Source organism: Psychromonas sp. MME1 (assembly GCF_041080865.1).
Taxonomy (GTDB): Bacteria; Pseudomonadota; Gammaproteobacteria; order Enterobacterales; family Psychromonadaceae; genus Psychromonas.
This window is the reverse complement of record NZ_CP160906.1, coordinates 1335827-1350828: the sequence shown is the minus strand read 5'-3', so window position 1 is coordinate 1350828 and position 15002 is coordinate 1335827. Positions and strand designations below refer to the sequence as shown.

General features: G+C 38.2%; 16 protein-coding genes. 11 read left to right on the top strand and 5 right to left on the bottom strand.

What is annotated here, in order from left to right:
* Positions 1–103: 103 nt before the first annotated feature.
* Positions 104–727, bottom strand: coding sequence for an AhpA/YtjB family protein (locus tag AB2N10_RS06255; RefSeq protein ID WP_354625370.1), 624 nt, complete (start codon positions 725–727; stop codon positions 104–106).
* A 142-nt stretch (positions 728–869) separates the two neighbouring features.
* Here AB2N10_RS06255 and serB point away from each other — a divergent pair, with 142 nt between their 5' ends.
* Genes serB through AB2N10_RS06240 form a run of 3 tightly spaced genes read left to right on the top strand, consistent with a single transcriptional unit; the run spans position 870 to position 2828 of the window.
* Complete coding sequence (gene serB / locus AB2N10_RS06250; RefSeq protein WP_354625369.1) at positions 870–1916, top strand: phosphoserine phosphatase SerB; 1047 nt, start codon at positions 870–872, stop codon at positions 1914–1916.
* Positions 1917–1926: 10 nt separating this feature from the next.
* Complete coding sequence (locus AB2N10_RS06245; protein ID WP_354625368.1) at positions 1927–2301, top strand: ATP-binding protein; 375 nt, start codon at positions 1927–1929, stop codon at positions 2299–2301.
* A gap of 47 nt (positions 2302–2348) precedes the next feature.
* On the top strand, positions 2349–2828 hold the full coding sequence (locus tag AB2N10_RS06240; RefSeq protein WP_354625367.1) for a VF530 family DNA-binding protein: 480 nt from the start codon (positions 2349–2351) through the stop codon (positions 2826–2828).
* Between the two features lie 73 nt (positions 2829–2901).
* Here the strand turns inward: AB2N10_RS06240 and AB2N10_RS06235 are convergent, their stop codons facing one another.
* Both AB2N10_RS06235 and AB2N10_RS06230 read right to left on the bottom strand, forming a co-directional pair.
* Positions 2902–3153: a hypothetical protein gene (locus AB2N10_RS06235; RefSeq protein ID WP_369434499.1), complete on the bottom strand. Its 252-nt coding sequence runs from the start codon at positions 3151–3153 to the stop codon at positions 2902–2904.
* 29 nt (positions 3154–3182) lie between these two features.
* Positions 3183–4199, bottom strand: coding sequence for a DEAD/DEAH box helicase (locus tag AB2N10_RS06230; protein ID WP_369434498.1), 1017 nt, complete (start codon positions 4197–4199; stop codon positions 3183–3185).
* Positions 4200–4384: 185 nt separating this feature from the next.
* Between AB2N10_RS06230 and AB2N10_RS06225 the strand changes: the two genes are divergently transcribed.
* A complete protein-coding gene (locus AB2N10_RS06225; RefSeq protein WP_354625363.1) occupies positions 4385–4744 on the top strand; it encodes a periplasmic thioredoxin of cytochrome c-type biogenesis in 360 nt (119 codons plus the stop codon).
* Between the two features lie 58 nt (positions 4745–4802).
* Positions 4803–5891 (top strand): hypothetical protein, encoded by a 1089-nt coding sequence (locus AB2N10_RS06220; protein WP_354625362.1) that lies wholly within the window; start codon positions 4803–4805, stop codon positions 5889–5891.
* 226 nt (positions 5892–6117) lie between these two features.
* Here the strand turns inward: AB2N10_RS06220 and AB2N10_RS06215 are convergent, their stop codons facing one another.
* Positions 6118–6888: a site-specific integrase gene (locus tag AB2N10_RS06215; RefSeq protein WP_369434497.1), complete on the bottom strand. Its 771-nt coding sequence runs from the start codon at positions 6886–6888 to the stop codon at positions 6118–6120.
* Between the two features lie 321 nt (positions 6889–7209).
* Here AB2N10_RS06215 and AB2N10_RS06210 point away from each other — a divergent pair, with 321 nt between their 5' ends.
* From AB2N10_RS06210 to AB2N10_RS06185, 6 genes are all read left to right on the top strand, one after another.
* A complete protein-coding gene (locus AB2N10_RS06210; protein ID WP_354625360.1) occupies positions 7210–8742 on the top strand; it encodes a transposase in 1533 nt (510 codons plus the stop codon).
* A 212-nt stretch (positions 8743–8954) separates the two neighbouring features.
* On the top strand, positions 8955–9431 hold the full coding sequence (locus tag AB2N10_RS06205) for a hypothetical protein (protein ID WP_369434496.1): 477 nt from the start codon (positions 8955–8957) through the stop codon (positions 9429–9431).
* Positions 9432–9579: 148 nt separating this feature from the next.
* The gene (locus tag AB2N10_RS06200; RefSeq protein ID WP_354625358.1) at positions 9580–10533 is read left to right on the top strand and encodes a hypothetical protein; all 954 of its coding nucleotides are present in this window, start codon (positions 9580–9582) and stop codon (positions 10531–10533) included.
* Entirely contained in the window at positions 10526–11380 is an 855-nt protein-coding gene (locus AB2N10_RS06195) for a hypothetical protein (RefSeq protein ID WP_369434495.1), read from the top strand. The genes AB2N10_RS06200 and AB2N10_RS06195 overlap by 8 nt, the downstream gene beginning before the upstream one ends.
* Positions 11381–11403: 23 nt before the next feature.
* A complete protein-coding gene (locus AB2N10_RS06190; protein WP_369434494.1) occupies positions 11404–11640 on the top strand; it encodes a hypothetical protein in 237 nt (78 codons plus the stop codon).
* Positions 11641–12136: 496 nt separating this feature from the next.
* A complete protein-coding gene (locus AB2N10_RS06185) occupies positions 12137–12487 on the top strand; it encodes a DMT family protein (RefSeq protein WP_369434493.1) in 351 nt (116 codons plus the stop codon).
* Between the two features lie 190 nt (positions 12488–12677).
* On the opposite strand, the gene AB2N10_RS06180 is transcribed toward AB2N10_RS06185, so the two are convergent.
* The gene (locus tag AB2N10_RS06180) at positions 12678–14396 is read right to left on the bottom strand and encodes a carbohydrate-binding module family 20 domain-containing protein (protein ID WP_354625355.1); all 1719 of its coding nucleotides are present in this window, start codon (positions 14394–14396) and stop codon (positions 12678–12680) included.
* Positions 14397–15002 lie beyond the last annotated feature (606 nt).

The window sequence follows — 15002 nt, the reverse complement described above, 5'->3', positions numbered from 1 at the left end:
AATTTACCTTAATAATTAGTAACATTAGTGTTGTAATAAAAAAAACCTTAACATTATGTTAAGGTTTTTTATTATATTCGCTCGTTAATTTAAGATGCTTTCTCTATTTAGAAAATTTCATTTTGTTTTTTGTTTCATTAAATTCTTTAATAAATAGGTTATGGCCTGCTTCAAGTTTTTTAAAAAATAGCGCCATTAAAATCCCACCGACAATAAATGAGCAGATTAATAATTGAATTAAAATGGAACGACCCGTTTCTTGATAATGATTAATGACACTGAGAATTTTTTGTTGCTCTAATGTGATACGTATATAACCTATTTTTTCATTTTTTTTGTATAACTCTGCAATATAGGGAGATTTTTCCTCTGCTTCTTTGACACCTTTTCTATCAAAATCTAATAAAGTTGATAGCGGTAATGCTTGTTTAGATTGGCTGACTATTTGACCTAAATGATCATAAATAGTGATATCTCTAACCGTTGGATCATTACTTAGCTCTTCAATAAGTAACTGCAATTCCTCTGTTTTATTATTGGCAAGATAACGTGTTGCTTGTGCTGCTGCTAAGTTCGTTAATGAATATGAAAATTTTTCGCTTTGCTGAGATTTAATATCATTAGAGGTCATTTGTAATATATAGTACTGATAGCCGATAATCATACAAACTGCTAATAAAGTTGTTATTTGTATAAAGCGCCATAAATAAAACCATTTTTTATGCATTTAAAGTTCCTTACAACAAGTTGTTATACTTGCAATGATGAATCGCAATAGTTATCGTGTCAGACATATTATTATAATCAATTTTTTAATCGCTAGTAGTACGCTACTGTGTATTAAATCGCTTTAAAACAGGTATGTTACAGTGAATCCAATAAAAAAACTCGTAGTTCAATCAAATTGTCAATCTTTGCTTAAATTGAAGGGCGAACTAAAGCAAAAAGTGACTGGCTTAGATTGCCTTTATTATGAAAATGGACAATATAGCCAACAATTAAATTCTCCTATGGCAGCAAAGGCTTCCCTGATTGTAATGGGGGAGGCGTTTACTTGCCAACAATTAGACGCGTTATTAATGCTGCTTGCCGCGCAAGGGGTGGATGGTATCGCCATACATGCGCCTGCACTTATTGAAAAAGTAACTTTATTGCGCCTCACGCTAAATAATATCCCACAAACATTAAAAGCAGCGCTTGATGTATTTGTAAAGCCCCATCACTTAGATTTTGCATTGATGGATTCATTTCCTGATTGGCAAAAACCGGGTCTTATATTGATGGATATGGACTCAACAACAATTCAAATTGAGTGTATTGATGAGATAGCGCGTTTGTATGGGGTTGGCGATGAAGTGGCCGCGGTGACCGCACAAGCAATGCAGGGCAAACTCGATTTCAATGAGAGTCTGCGCACGCGTGTCAGCAAATTAAAAGATGCGCCGATTACGATTTTAAAAGAGGTAGCAGATAGCATGCCGTTAATGCCCGGATTAGAAGTGTTAATAGCTGGCGTAAAAAAAGCGGGCTGGAAAATTGCCATCGCATCGGGTGGTTTTAACTATTTTGCGGATCGATTAAAACAAGACCTTGGCTTTGATCATACTGTTGCGAATACATTAGAAGTTAGCGGCGAACAGTTAACGGGGAATGTGTTAGGTGAAATAGTCAATGCACAGGTAAAAGCAAGAACATTGGCCGAATTGGCAAAACAATATGATATACCAATGTCACAAACCGTTGCTATTGGTGATGGTGCTAATGATTTGCTGATGATGGAATCCGCCGCCGTCGGTATTGCGATTCATGCCAAACCTATTGTTCAAGAAAAAGCAGACGTTGCATTAAATGTGACTGATTTGTATGGCGCTCTAGCACTGTTAAGTGCGACACTTTGTCCAAGTAGTTGGGCATGATGCGCCTATTGTGTCGCTTAAATTAACCCTAATTCGTGGATTACCAGGGAGTGGCAAATCCACACTGGCAAAAACATTGCCCGCAGTGCACCTTGAAACAGACATGTATTTTATAAATGCACAGGGGCAATATCAATTTGACGCGCGTAAATTACCAGAGGCACATAACTGGTGCCTTGCGCAATGTCGTTATTATTTACAGCATAATAAGGATGTGGTTGTCGCCAACACCTTCGTCAAACAGTGGGAAATGGATCATTATAGAAAATTAGCACTTGAGTACAAAGCAGAGCTAACTATACTGGTTTGTACAATGCAATTTGATAATATACATCAAGTGCCACAATCCACGGTGGCCAAAATGAAACGCAATTGGCAAGCATGATGCGAGTTAACATAGCAAAAATATTTACATAATCCTTTAGGAATAAAATGAGCGAAATAGAAGAACAACAGAACAACCCATTGCATGGTTTAAAATTAGAGACGTTATTAACCCAATTGGTCGAATTTTATGGTTGGGAGATTTTAGCAACGGCACTGCGCTTTAACTGCTTTAAAGTAAATCCAAATATCAAAGGGAGTTTAAAGTTTCTTCGTAATACCCAATGGGCGAGAGAAAAGTTAGAAGATTTTTATCTATATCGCTATACGCGCATGCCTCGACCGACACCTGATCAGTATGATTTAGCACCACGAGAACGCGGTTTTAAAAACGGTATTGTACCACGTAAACCGATGCAATTAACGGTTGAGTCCATTGAACTTTCTCAGGCGAAAGCCGCTTCGGCGTTTAAAGAAAAACAGAATGAAAAACGTGGCAACACAACGAGAAAGCCCGTTGCAAAACGTCAAAAGAGTAATGACTCATCCGAGCCACCCTATGACCCAAGTAATCCTTGGAATCAATAGTTATCGCAATTCCTATGGGGCATGGCTTGCTTCGCCTCAATAGCCCCTCTATTTGAAGGAGTGGCTATTACGCTTAACGTGGTTTACGTTTTTTAGCTTTTGCTCGACGGATTGCCGCCGGGGTGTTTTCTGCTTTTTTTCTGGCTAGCATTTGGTTACGTTCTTGTGTTGCTTTGTAGCGGCTTTTTTTGAGCACGTCACCCGTTGCATTATCAGTATCGCCGGCAGAGAGACTCATTTCATAACCGGGATAAATAATACGTTCAAAACGACGCCCGATAAGTGTTTCAATATTATCTAAGAACTGCTCATCTTTAGGGCTCACCAGAGACACCGCCATACCATTTTTACCGGCTAACCGGTACGACCAATACGGTGCACATAATCTTCAGCTAAAAAGGGAAGATGGAAATTAACTACATAGGGTAGGTCGGGAATGTCCAATCCACGGGCGGCAACATCGGTAGCAACAAGCACCCGAACGCTCCCTTCAGTAAATTTTTCGATCGCTTTATTACGTGCGCCCTGTGTTTTATCGCCATGACAGAGTGCGGTTTTAATGCCATCGAGTTGTAACTCTTTAGCTAAAAGATTGGCGCTCTCTTTGGTGCCTGCAAAAACCAATACCTGACGCCAGTTTTTCACGCCAATTAATTCTGATAGTAGCTCCCGTTTACGAGATTCTGAAACCCAGTAAACTTGTTGTTTAACTTTACCTGAAGTTGAATTTTGTGGTGAAACCTCTAATGTTTTTGGCGTTGTTAACAGTTTTTTCGCGAGTGTTTTGACTTTGTTTGAAAAAGTCGCAGAGAACATTAATGTTTGGTGTTTCTGTTTAATCACCAACATCAGCTTTTCAATATCCTGCAAAAATCCCATATCCAGCATGCGATCCGCTTCATCTAAAACAAGGTATTTCACATGCGAAAGATCGACATTTCTTTCGTTTACATGTTCAAGTAATCGCCCCGGTGTGGCGACGAGTAGATCCACACCAGATTTCAACATTTTGACCTGTGGTGCGATATTTGTACCCCCGGTGATTGCCCCTGAACTCAGTGGTAAAAACTGACTATATTCTTGTACATTTTCGGCCACTTGCGCAGCAAGTTCACGGGTTGGTGTTAAAACGAGTGCTCGAATGGTGGTGTTATTGGCTACTTTATCGCTTTTGCTTTTAGCTAAGAGATCTAAAAGCGGCAAAGTAAACGCAGCCGTTTTGCCGGTGCCAGTCTGCGCACTAGCGAGTAAATCATGGCCATTACGAATTAAAGGGATTGCTTGTTGTTGAATAGGCGTAAGGTTTTTATAACCACATGCTTTTACTGCTTTTAATAATTCTGAAGATAAACCGATCGCATCAACACTCATTTAAACCACCATCAAATACACTATTATAAAATTAAGGGCGAGAGTATAGCAGCTCATTGGCATCGTGAGTTGAATTTTAATAAAACAATTTTACGCGCTGGGCAGTAGGGTGCGAAATCTACTATCAATCGCTATCTTTAGTCGGTAATATTTGTCATTTCATCAATTAATATATGAGACTTATTATGCTTAAAAATATTACAGCACAACAAGCCACTGCACTGTTAGATTCAAAGGATACATTTATTATCAATATTGTCGCCAGTTGGTGTTCTGACTGTGTTGATCAAAGTAAAAATATCGCCGATTTTGCGGCTTACTGCTGCGAAAACAAGATTCCCGTTTACCAGCTTAATGTGCAAGATATTAAAAATGAATACCTGAGTGCCACACATGAAGCCGTAACAATGTGCTTAGGTGGAAGAGGTTACCCACGTACTGCCTTGATTAAAGCAGGTATTATTGTTGATGCTGATAATGTTGAAGTGATCAGCAGTGATGCACTTGCGCAATTGGCAGAGAAGTTCATTAAGTCGTTAAAATAGCGCTATGGGCTAAGATTTTTAATTGTAACGCTTTCACCTTTATCCGAGATTTTAAGCAATGCATCTCTGTTTTTCTATTACCGCACATGGTTTTGGTCACGGTGCCATTTCGACATCGATCATTGCCCGGCTAATGCAATTTCATCCTGAAATTAAGATCACAATAGTGACACTACTGCCAAAAAGTTACCTAGCGTCACGTCTATCTGGGGCTTTTACACATGTCAAATTAGGTCATGATTTTGGCATGATAATGCACTCAGCTAACGTAGTCGATGTGCCCAATAGTCGTGACGCTTATCAACAACTCTTAGAAAACTGGGCGCAATATGTGAGCGAAGAGATGAACGTGTTACAGGCGTTTAAACCGGATTGGGTGATTAGCAATATCTCACCGATCACGCTCGATGCCGCGCAGCAATTAAATATCAGAACGGCATCGGTTGCACCATTTAACTGGGCGCAAATTTATGAACGTTACTGTTTAGATAAAAAATATGCACATACTGAGACGCTTTATAGGAAAATGTTGGCTGTCTATCGAAAAGTAGAATACACCTATAAACCACAGCCTTCAGTCCCGTTTACTGGTGTTAAAGAGATAGATATAGCCAGTATCAATAACCAGCCTACGGATCATATAGAGGATCTCATCCGTTATTTGCCAAAGGGAACAAATAGGGTCGCCTTAGTGGCATTAGGTGGTTTACCCTTCGATTTGGATATTAAGCATTGGCCAACTATTCCCGGCTTACATTGGTTGTTAAACCAGCCTGGAAAAGTATTACGTGATGATATGAGTCAGATTAATGAACTTAAATTCTCTTTTTTACAGCTTGTAGGTAGCTGCGATTTAATCATCACCAAACCCGGTTATGGTACCTATTGTGAAATCGCTGCGATTGCGCAAAATAAAAAAATTAGGGTGTTAAGTTTAGCGCGTCAAGATTGGCCTGAAACACCTTACTTAAATAGCTTTTTAGCTAGCAGAGTACCATTCTTAGAGATCCATGAAAGCGCCTTAAAGGGGCAAGCCTTAACGCACATTATTACGCAATTAAATGGGTTAGATTACCCCAAGACCGAGATTTGTGAAGACGGTGCGATGCAGCTAATAACGCATTTGTTAAGCAATGGCGCGGCATAAAGCTGGGGCGTTTACCCATGCAACTTAAAGCATTAATCCTTGAGGTTGCTCAATTATCGAAAAGCGCCTGTTTTGTTGTGTGTCACTCCTGTCGAATTGTATAAAAACATACGTGCATGTATTGTCCTAAATGAGATAGGTGGCAGCGTCATACCTATATCAAGTCAAAGTATTTGCAAATAGTTATTTTATAAAGTAAAAGATATGGATGTCCCCGATTAGTTATTCAGCCTAATAATATTTGCAGAGAGCGTAGGTCAATGCCTTGCTCTAACAAGTGTGTTGCAAAGCAATGTCGCAGTGAATGTGGACTTATATTTTTCTTAATCCCTAACTCAGCCATTACTTTCTTCAAGGCTTTTTGGACGCTTCCTTTATCCATGGGTACATGTTTGTTTTGACCAAAACGAGGAAATAATAAGACCGGGTGACGGTGTGTATTCCAGTAACAGCGCAAAGCCTGTAAGGTTCGTTTGGGAAGGGGGATTAAGCGATCTTTCCCGCCTTTTCCCTCACGGATATGAACTTGCATAGTTTGGCTATCAATGTCGTTGACGGTTAAATGAAGGGCTTCACCTAACCGTAATCCCATGCTGTACAGGACAAGAAAAAACACCTGATAGCGTAAAGTACGCGTCGCGCTAATTAACATGCCAACCTGCTTGTTGGTGATGACATCAGGAATGCGTTTTACTTGTGGTGGTTTGACAATATTTAACCATTCCCACTGGCGTTCAAGGGTATGCTTGTAGAAAAACTGCAACCCATTACGGTCTAATTTGATGGTACTCCAAGAGTGAGTTTGAATGAGTTGCGCAAAGTAGCATTTCAAATCAGCTTTAGTGAGAGTGTCAGGTGTGCGGTCAAAAAAAGTAGTTATCCTACGCACAGCACGAGAATAAGCATCAATAGTGGCAGGTCTCATGCCCTGTAATGCTAAGTTGGTCAAGTGTTGTTGATATAAAAGGTTAAAGTGTTTTTGTTCTGAGGTGTTCATCGCTTATACTCCTATTAGACATCACCGAAAAGTGATGCAAATATAAGTATGCGTGTTGGTTCATATTTTGTTTTTCTGCCGCACAGCGGCTTCGTTCAACAAGGCATTTAAACGGAACTAAAACAGTGGGTTAGGTTCCGCTTCGCTACACATTTTAACCCACTATTTTAGTCCGCTTAATGCGGCGTTGAGGCTGTAGAATTTCTCCAAAAAGACCGTTTTTACGTTGTTTTTCATTTAATGAAAATTGTATAAAAAATGTACTTGCATGCGCTGATCTGCTGTGATCTAATAGTTATTATTCGCTCAGAGTGAAACGTCATGGCTAATTACAAACCAGACCTATCTTGTCAAAGTAAATTCATCCCGATTGACTTTGCACAGCAAATTCTCCCCGGTACATTTGAGTACGCACTTTCCCATATCGTTGATAAGCACCTTGATTTAAGCACCTTTGATGATTGGTACAATAATGACAATGGCGGTGCAGCTGCTTATCCACCTTCTGTTATGCTAAAAATCATCTTGTTCGGTTACTCTCGTGGCCTTGTTAGTAGTCGCCGTATCGCAGACGCGTGTGAGCGTAATATCACCTTCATGAGTTTATCGGGTGATGTACAGCCACATTACACGTCAATCGCCAACTTTATCTCCAAAATGAAAGATAAAATTGAGCCGCTTTTTACCCAAGTCTTAATGATATGCGATAAAGAAGGGTTGATAGGTCGTCACATGTTTGCGATTGATGGTTGCAAGATAAGCAGCAATACGAGTAAAGAGTGGAGTGGTACATTTGCAGAGCTTGAACGCAAACAACGCAAGTTGCAACGTGCTAGCCAACGCATTATTGCAAGACATCAGGCACAAGACGGTCTTAATGAAGATGAACGCCAACATGACCTAAAACAGAAACAAAAATTAGATGAAAGTGCCAATAAAATTAGTGCGTTCCTTGCGAGTAATAAAGAGAAAATAGGTAGTCGAAATAAACCAGTAAAAAGCAATATCACCGACCCAGATAGCGCCAAGATGACCACCAGTAAAGGGACGATTCAAGGTTATAACGGTATTGCTATCAATGATGATAAACACCAAATCATAGTGCAAGCGCAGGCATGGGGCTCGGTAGGTGAGCAGCAGACATTGAAGCCCGCGGTTAAGCAGTTGCAAGAACAACTTACGAAGCTAGGTACACCCGATACCTTTAAAGATGCCAAGTTCAGTGCTGACAGTGGTTTCCACAGAGAAGTGAACCTTGAGTTCATGGCCACGACAGGGTTAGATACTTATATAGCAGATACCGCATTTAGAAGCCGCAATCCTTTATTCCAAACCAGTCAAACCTATCAAACAGAACAAGAAAAACGGCGATTAAAACGCAGTAAAGGCAGAGCGCGACTATTTACTAGTCACGATTTTTACTTTGATGAAACGGTCTCAAGTTGCCGCTGCCCAGCAGGTAATGAAATGTGGTTAAGTGTTAAAAATGTTGAAACGGCAGGTCGGCAATACGTTCGTTTCTCAGGTTATTTAAAGGATTGCCGGGCCTGCGTACTACAAAAGCAATGCATGCGCAACGCGCCGACTAAACAAGGCAGACAAGTCCAGTTTGAAATCAATAAAAGCACCAAACCTATATCTTATAGCGATAAAATGCGGGTGAAAATAGACAGTAGCCCCGGACGGCGACAATACAGTAAACGGTTAGGTGCAATAGAGCCGGTATTTGGCAATATTACGGTCAATAAAGGGATGAATAAATTCACGCTGCGCGGGCAAGAGAAAGTGAATGCGCAATGGCAGATGTACTGTTTAGTGCATAATATTGAGAAGTTAAAAAACAGCCTGCATTAACCCAAGGGCGATGCCTTAACATCGAATACCCCCGCCTAATTAAGCCAATTCAGCGATATATCACTCAATTTAATCAGTCAGTTATTAAAAACAGAATATTTAATTGAATATCAATAAATTATGAATTATTGTGTTTTTTATTTAAAATAATCAGGCTGAAAATGAGAAATTCTACAGCCTCGTTAAGTTTCAATAGTAAATATAGAGGTAACATGGAAAGTTTAGATGAAAATAGCAATCTGATTGCTCAAAGGAAATCCCTTTTACCTTGGTGGGTAAAGTGTGTTGGCTGGCTCTTTGTTGTTATGGGAGCGCTATCTATACCTTTGGCACTATTCACTCTACTGCCTGGATCAGAAGTAAATATTGAAACATTTGGCATTGTTTATCAAGGCAATGGGATAAGTATCGAATTAATTTTAATCGTGCTTATAAATCTGTTTTTAGGTGTGACCGCTTTGGGGTTACTTCGAGGTAAAACATGGGGGCTTAATGCATGTATTGCAAATGGATTTGTCGGAATAGCTATCTGTTTGATTGTAATGTTTTTAAGCATAAGTAATGATCTATTAAAAATAAGATTAGAACCAATCTTTCAAGTTATATTTTTAGTTAAATTATATAGAATTAAACCAGACTGGTTCTCGGTAAATGAAAAACTTAACAAAGCAAATCAATCAGACGCATAACGGTTGTCGCCGTTTTTGCTAAAAACAAAAGCCAGCAAAAACAGCGCCAACCTACGCGCTGTTGTTTGCGGCGTTATGCGCCAAAGCGGTATTTACAGAGTAATTTAATTAGCAATTGTTAATTAAATTACTTTTTAGGAGTTAACAAATGGCTGGTGAACGTTCAAAAAATATTGGTGAGATTGGAGAAAGTATTGCAGAAAATTTCTTCAATAAAATTGGTTGGGGGCTACCTCAAAAAGGAGTTTACTACCCTTGTTATAAACCAACATTTCACGCTCTTAAAGAATCTAAAAGTGGAGAAAAAAATCAGCATGGCATAGATTTTCAGATATCCTATAAATCAACCTTAGAGGCTGAAACTTTAAATAATTTGCTAGTTTCAGTGAAGCATATTAAAGACAGTAAATATCCCCAATCTGCAACTGTAAAATTTAAAGGGTATATTAGTGATCTAGTACACTCAATGGAATGCTTTAAAAGAACACCACAACGCCGTGAAATTGCCGCTGGTCATAGTGGGTGTAAAATAATTAATGACATTCCTGTTCTATTCTTCATATCTAGTGAAGATGATGAAAATCATGACTTTATAAGTTGTTTGCAAACATCCAGGTTTATGAACGAATACGATGTTAAAGAACTCTATATTGTTGATAATAAAAAAGTGACATTTATATTGAATGTACTGGATTATATAGAACAAAAATATGCAGATTATGAATGGTATTTTTATCACCCAGTCACAGGGATGAACATTAGTGATACTAACATTCATCAACACAGTAAAAAAATGCAAATTGAATTTCTAACAAACCCTTTTATACCTTTCATTCTTAAAAAGAAAATAGGGGAGAATGAAACTTGTAAGTTTTTATTAGCAACTGTTGATAGCTTTACCGAAGATAATTTTGCAAAACTGGTTACATACTGTAGAGCGAATACAAATGATAATGTTAGTGATATAGAAATCGCAATGGCAGATTATTTTGTCGATGACAGTGGTGGTGTTGTAAGAAAAGTTCTTAATGCTCATGATATTGAGTTAGATGTTAAAGTATCAAGTTACAATTCTAACTTTAGGAGCTTAGCTAATGAGTGATTTATTCTTTATTCCTACTGGTGATTATTTAAGGCAGTTTATCGGTAATACAATGATAAAGCCTGCTGATATTAAAGAAATTTTAAAACAAAGAGGTATATTTTCTTCCTCTAATGATAAAAAAATATTGGGTCCAATTTTAGTGAAAACTGGGATATCTCCTGTTGAATTTGAAACATTAAAAGAATCAATTCAAACGAAAGAGGAAAACCCTAAAATTCAAAGTCGAAAATTGAAGTGGCAAAGTAATGGTAGTTTACTGGATGCAATTCCTCACGACTTCGATTTCTCAAATTTAATAGATGATCCATTTGGAACTATCTCTATAGATAATGCACCTGTGTTTACCGTTGCAGGGGATGGTAAAAATACTAATCATTTGATCGCTGAAATAACGATAAAAAGATGTGATAAAACAAAAAACCTTGGTGATGATGTTAGCTATCACAAATGTTCAGTAGAGCTGAAACTTGATGATGATAATAATATGGATCTAAGTGTTTTGACAAAACACACTTCTAAAGAAGCATTAAGCGTAGTAAATAAAATTTCTAGGCGCATTCATAAGCACCTAAAAGACAATAATTATGTAAATGATGAGCCAATAGAAAAGATTTTGTTTGGTAGTTTTACTAATGAAAGTCGTATAGATTTTCTTGTCGCTATGGCAAAGTCAAATGCAATGTACCTATATTATCAAGATATGAAAAAAGTACACATGTCTCCTGATGAAAATGTACCAGGGAACATACCCACAGAAATAGCACTTTTTGAGAAAAAAATTAATGACCTTATGTTTAAAGGTAAAAGCTTAGATTCGAGTATTTTCCTGAAAAAGCCAGATTAAAAAAGCATATCAAATTGTGTAGTGTGACTTCTAGATATGAGCTTAATGATGATGAGCATCAAGGTAGCTGTTTAGTCAGAATATATTTCCCTGAGTTTGATGATGAGAGTGAATTGCTTATGGAAGTAGAAAATTTAAATATACAGAAAAAATTACCAGCGGAATTAAAGTCGGATATAAAGTTGCAAATATTAAAGTTTTTAGAAATAAAAAAATTAGATTTGTATGCGAAACACTCAACTAAAAACGTTGGCGCATAACAAACAAGAATAGGTGTCGCGCAGCCGACACCTTATTCGGGTGTTGAACAAGCCCGATTGGGAATTGCTTCTCTTTATAGTAAATAGTGGATTTTGCTGAAGGCTAAATTTAATTTGTCACTTTTCTTTAGGCGAGTTTCGCTAATATACAATTGATAGTTCAATTATATCAATCTGTTATCTTTTTTGGTTGAATGCCAATACACCTCTTTTTATTCGCTTTCTGTTATGAATTCTTCGTAGAAGATAGCCAATCGGGGACACCCAAACTTTTTTATTGATGTGAATCAATAAAAAAGTTTGGGTGTCCCCGATTTCTTTGATGTCCGCATTATAGACTAAAAGTCATTAATATCCCCGATTACACCCTTCGATAATCTTTTTTTGGGGGCAAAATAGATATTTACGCTTTACAACTCCAGCAGTAGAATGTGCCGATTTTCGGCACGCTCATCAGTTTTAAAAATGGTGGGCTATTGTATGAGTTTGATATTTAATGAATCCAATAGTAATCAGTATTTCACTGCTTGTTTGTAGTAATGTTTTTATGACTTTTGCATGGTATGCCCATTTAAAAGAACTTAATAATAAACCGTGGGTAATAGCTGCTCTAGTTAGTTGGGGAATAGCTCTTTTTGAGTATATGCTACAAGTTCCTGCGAATAGGGTAGGTTATACCGCTCTTAATGTTGGCCAACTAAAAATTCTTCAAGAAGTCATTACGTTAATGGTATTCGTTCCATTTTCAGTTTTTTATCTTAGAGAGCCTCTAAAATTAGATTATTTATGGGCCGGTTTTTGTTTGGTTGGGGCGGTGTACTTTGCATTCCGCAGCAAATTTGCCTAATAACATGATTGGTCTGTATATCTCGAGATAAAACATGGAGATTCTCGCTTCGTTCTGCCTCTATCTATTTTTTCTTCTGCCTGAAATTTGAGCGTAGACTTGAGCGAGTTAGCTACGGATAAAAAACCAGCCTAACTGGCTGGTTTAAATTTTTAATCGTTACAAAAACGTTAAAGGGTGATTGTTACGTTTAAAAATTGCCTGTTGTTGCCGCTCCCGTTCCGGTGTTCACCGTATTATTGCCACCAGATTGCCATTGAATAACATTACTCGGATTAGTTTCGTTGCGTATAATACATTTCCATTCAATATTGGTCGTTGCTGGCAGTGCAATTGTACCTGTCCATGTTGGGTAACTCGTTGGATCAAGTTTAACAGCGCTAGCTGCTTGCCAGTTACCTAATGCAGCAATGTTACCTACAGCATAAACGCTATCGCCCATATTGGTATAGCCATTGTTACAGGTAAAAGTAACATCAACAGAAGTGACAGGATCAGGATCTTTAACTCCATCTCGTAACCACATTCTCGCTGTACTTCCAGGAATGTTGAGCGTATAGCTGCTACTGTTTACTTGGAAATTTGAGCCTGTAAAGACATCAACATATTTTTTTGTTGTATCAAGCTGACTACTGTTAATCGTTATAGTTTTATCATAGCCACATTTATTGATGCCTACTAAGCCCGCTTGATCACGACGGAAAATTAATGCACATTGATCTGCATATAAAACCTCTTGCCCCTTACCTTGAACGCCGTTGTGGAATTTTACCATTGCTTTTATATTGGCTTGTTTATAATCATTGACCCAGCGTCCGTTATCAACACCTGTTGTATCACTCAATACCATAGGTACGCCTTCTTGACGGCCCATAATATAAGCGTATGCAAGATGCTCGGCTGTCTCTGGCATGATCTGGTAGCGGAAGCCATCATTAGTAGGGATATCATGCGTGATGGTAAAGGTTAGGGCACGCATACCATCAATTGCACCACCCCATGATTTAGGATCCGCTAATGCGTCTATGCCACTATATCCATCAAATACATCGCGTAATGTTTTTAACAACGGGAAGTCATAAGCACTGTGCGATGTGTCACGTAGATAGGGTTCTAAGAACGTATCATAATCGGCATTGCCAGAACCGCCACCAGTGATAATTTCACCAAAGAGGTACATGCCCTGTTTAATTGAGTCTGTAAATACTTCATTCATGTGCCATGCAGTCATATGCTTCGCTGCATCAATTCTAAATCCTGTTACGCCCATATCTTTGAGTGCTTGAAGGTAATTTCGCTGCATCTCGCGAATGTAATTATTTGGATCTAAATCGGGTAAGCCGCGATCGCCTCCACCACCACAAATACGGCCGTTCGTTGACTCCCATACATCGGTCCAATTACTGATACAGAATTCAGCATGAAAATCACTTGGTGAATATAAGCCATTGCTTAGATCGCCAAATAGTTTTTGCGCTTCCCAGTAGCCGCTGTTGTTAATATAATCGTTGGTGGTTGCATCACCTGGGAAATAAGTTGAGTTGCCGCGTTCATTGGCTGTGTGATTAATTACAATATCTGCATAAGTTTCAACACCTTGAGCCTTTAACGCATTGACCATTGCTTGAAAGCTTTGTTTATTGCCTAAAAAATTATCAATAACACGTAGATCTTGTGGCTGGTAACGTGCCCACCACTGGCTGTTATTACTATCCGATTTTATAGGAGGGGAGACCAATACTTTTTTGTAGCCAATAGCTGCAATTTCAGCCGCCTTTGCCTCCACATCTGCATATTTCCAGTCGAAAGCATGTAGGATTGCATCGGCGCTTGCCATGTGCGAGAAAACAGCTAACGATGTGCTAATCAAGCAAGTGTTAATTGTTTTCGGATTTATTTTAAATTTCATTAATAGTATACCTTTTCCATTAGTAAGTTATTGTTTTATCTACAAAGACCAATCACTATAGAGGGCTTTTACTAAGCAAATTTTTAGCAAATGTTGTATATGTCAATGTCAAGTTTCATCGGGTTATAAGTGTTGCTCACTTATTGCAATGCTCATGCTACAAAGGTTATTTTTGTGCATAAACAAGCTACCTTGTGAATGATTGAACTCCTTAACCATCCCATTGTAATGTTACAGATCCCTGTAGTTGATTAGAGCATGTTAGGTTTGCTCCAGTTGCTCAATAAATGAGCAGGTATGCAATTTAATGGTTTAATTTTTTTAATCAATAGCATGTAAAATACAAATGCATTAAACGTGATGGCAGCGTTTGATTTAGCCTAATATCGGTTAGTAAATGTTAAGTCGGTTGTACTTTAATTATAGGTTCGTCTTAAAAATGGTTAAAAATCTGGCAACGATAGCCGTAGTGATATAGGAAATATCGAGGACATCTATCTATTGGTTAATATTAAATAAATTAAAGAATTGGCTGTCCCGCTATTTTCTATATTCCGCTACTTGTCTTAAACCAGATTGAATTGAGTATCAAATGTGGAAATTTAA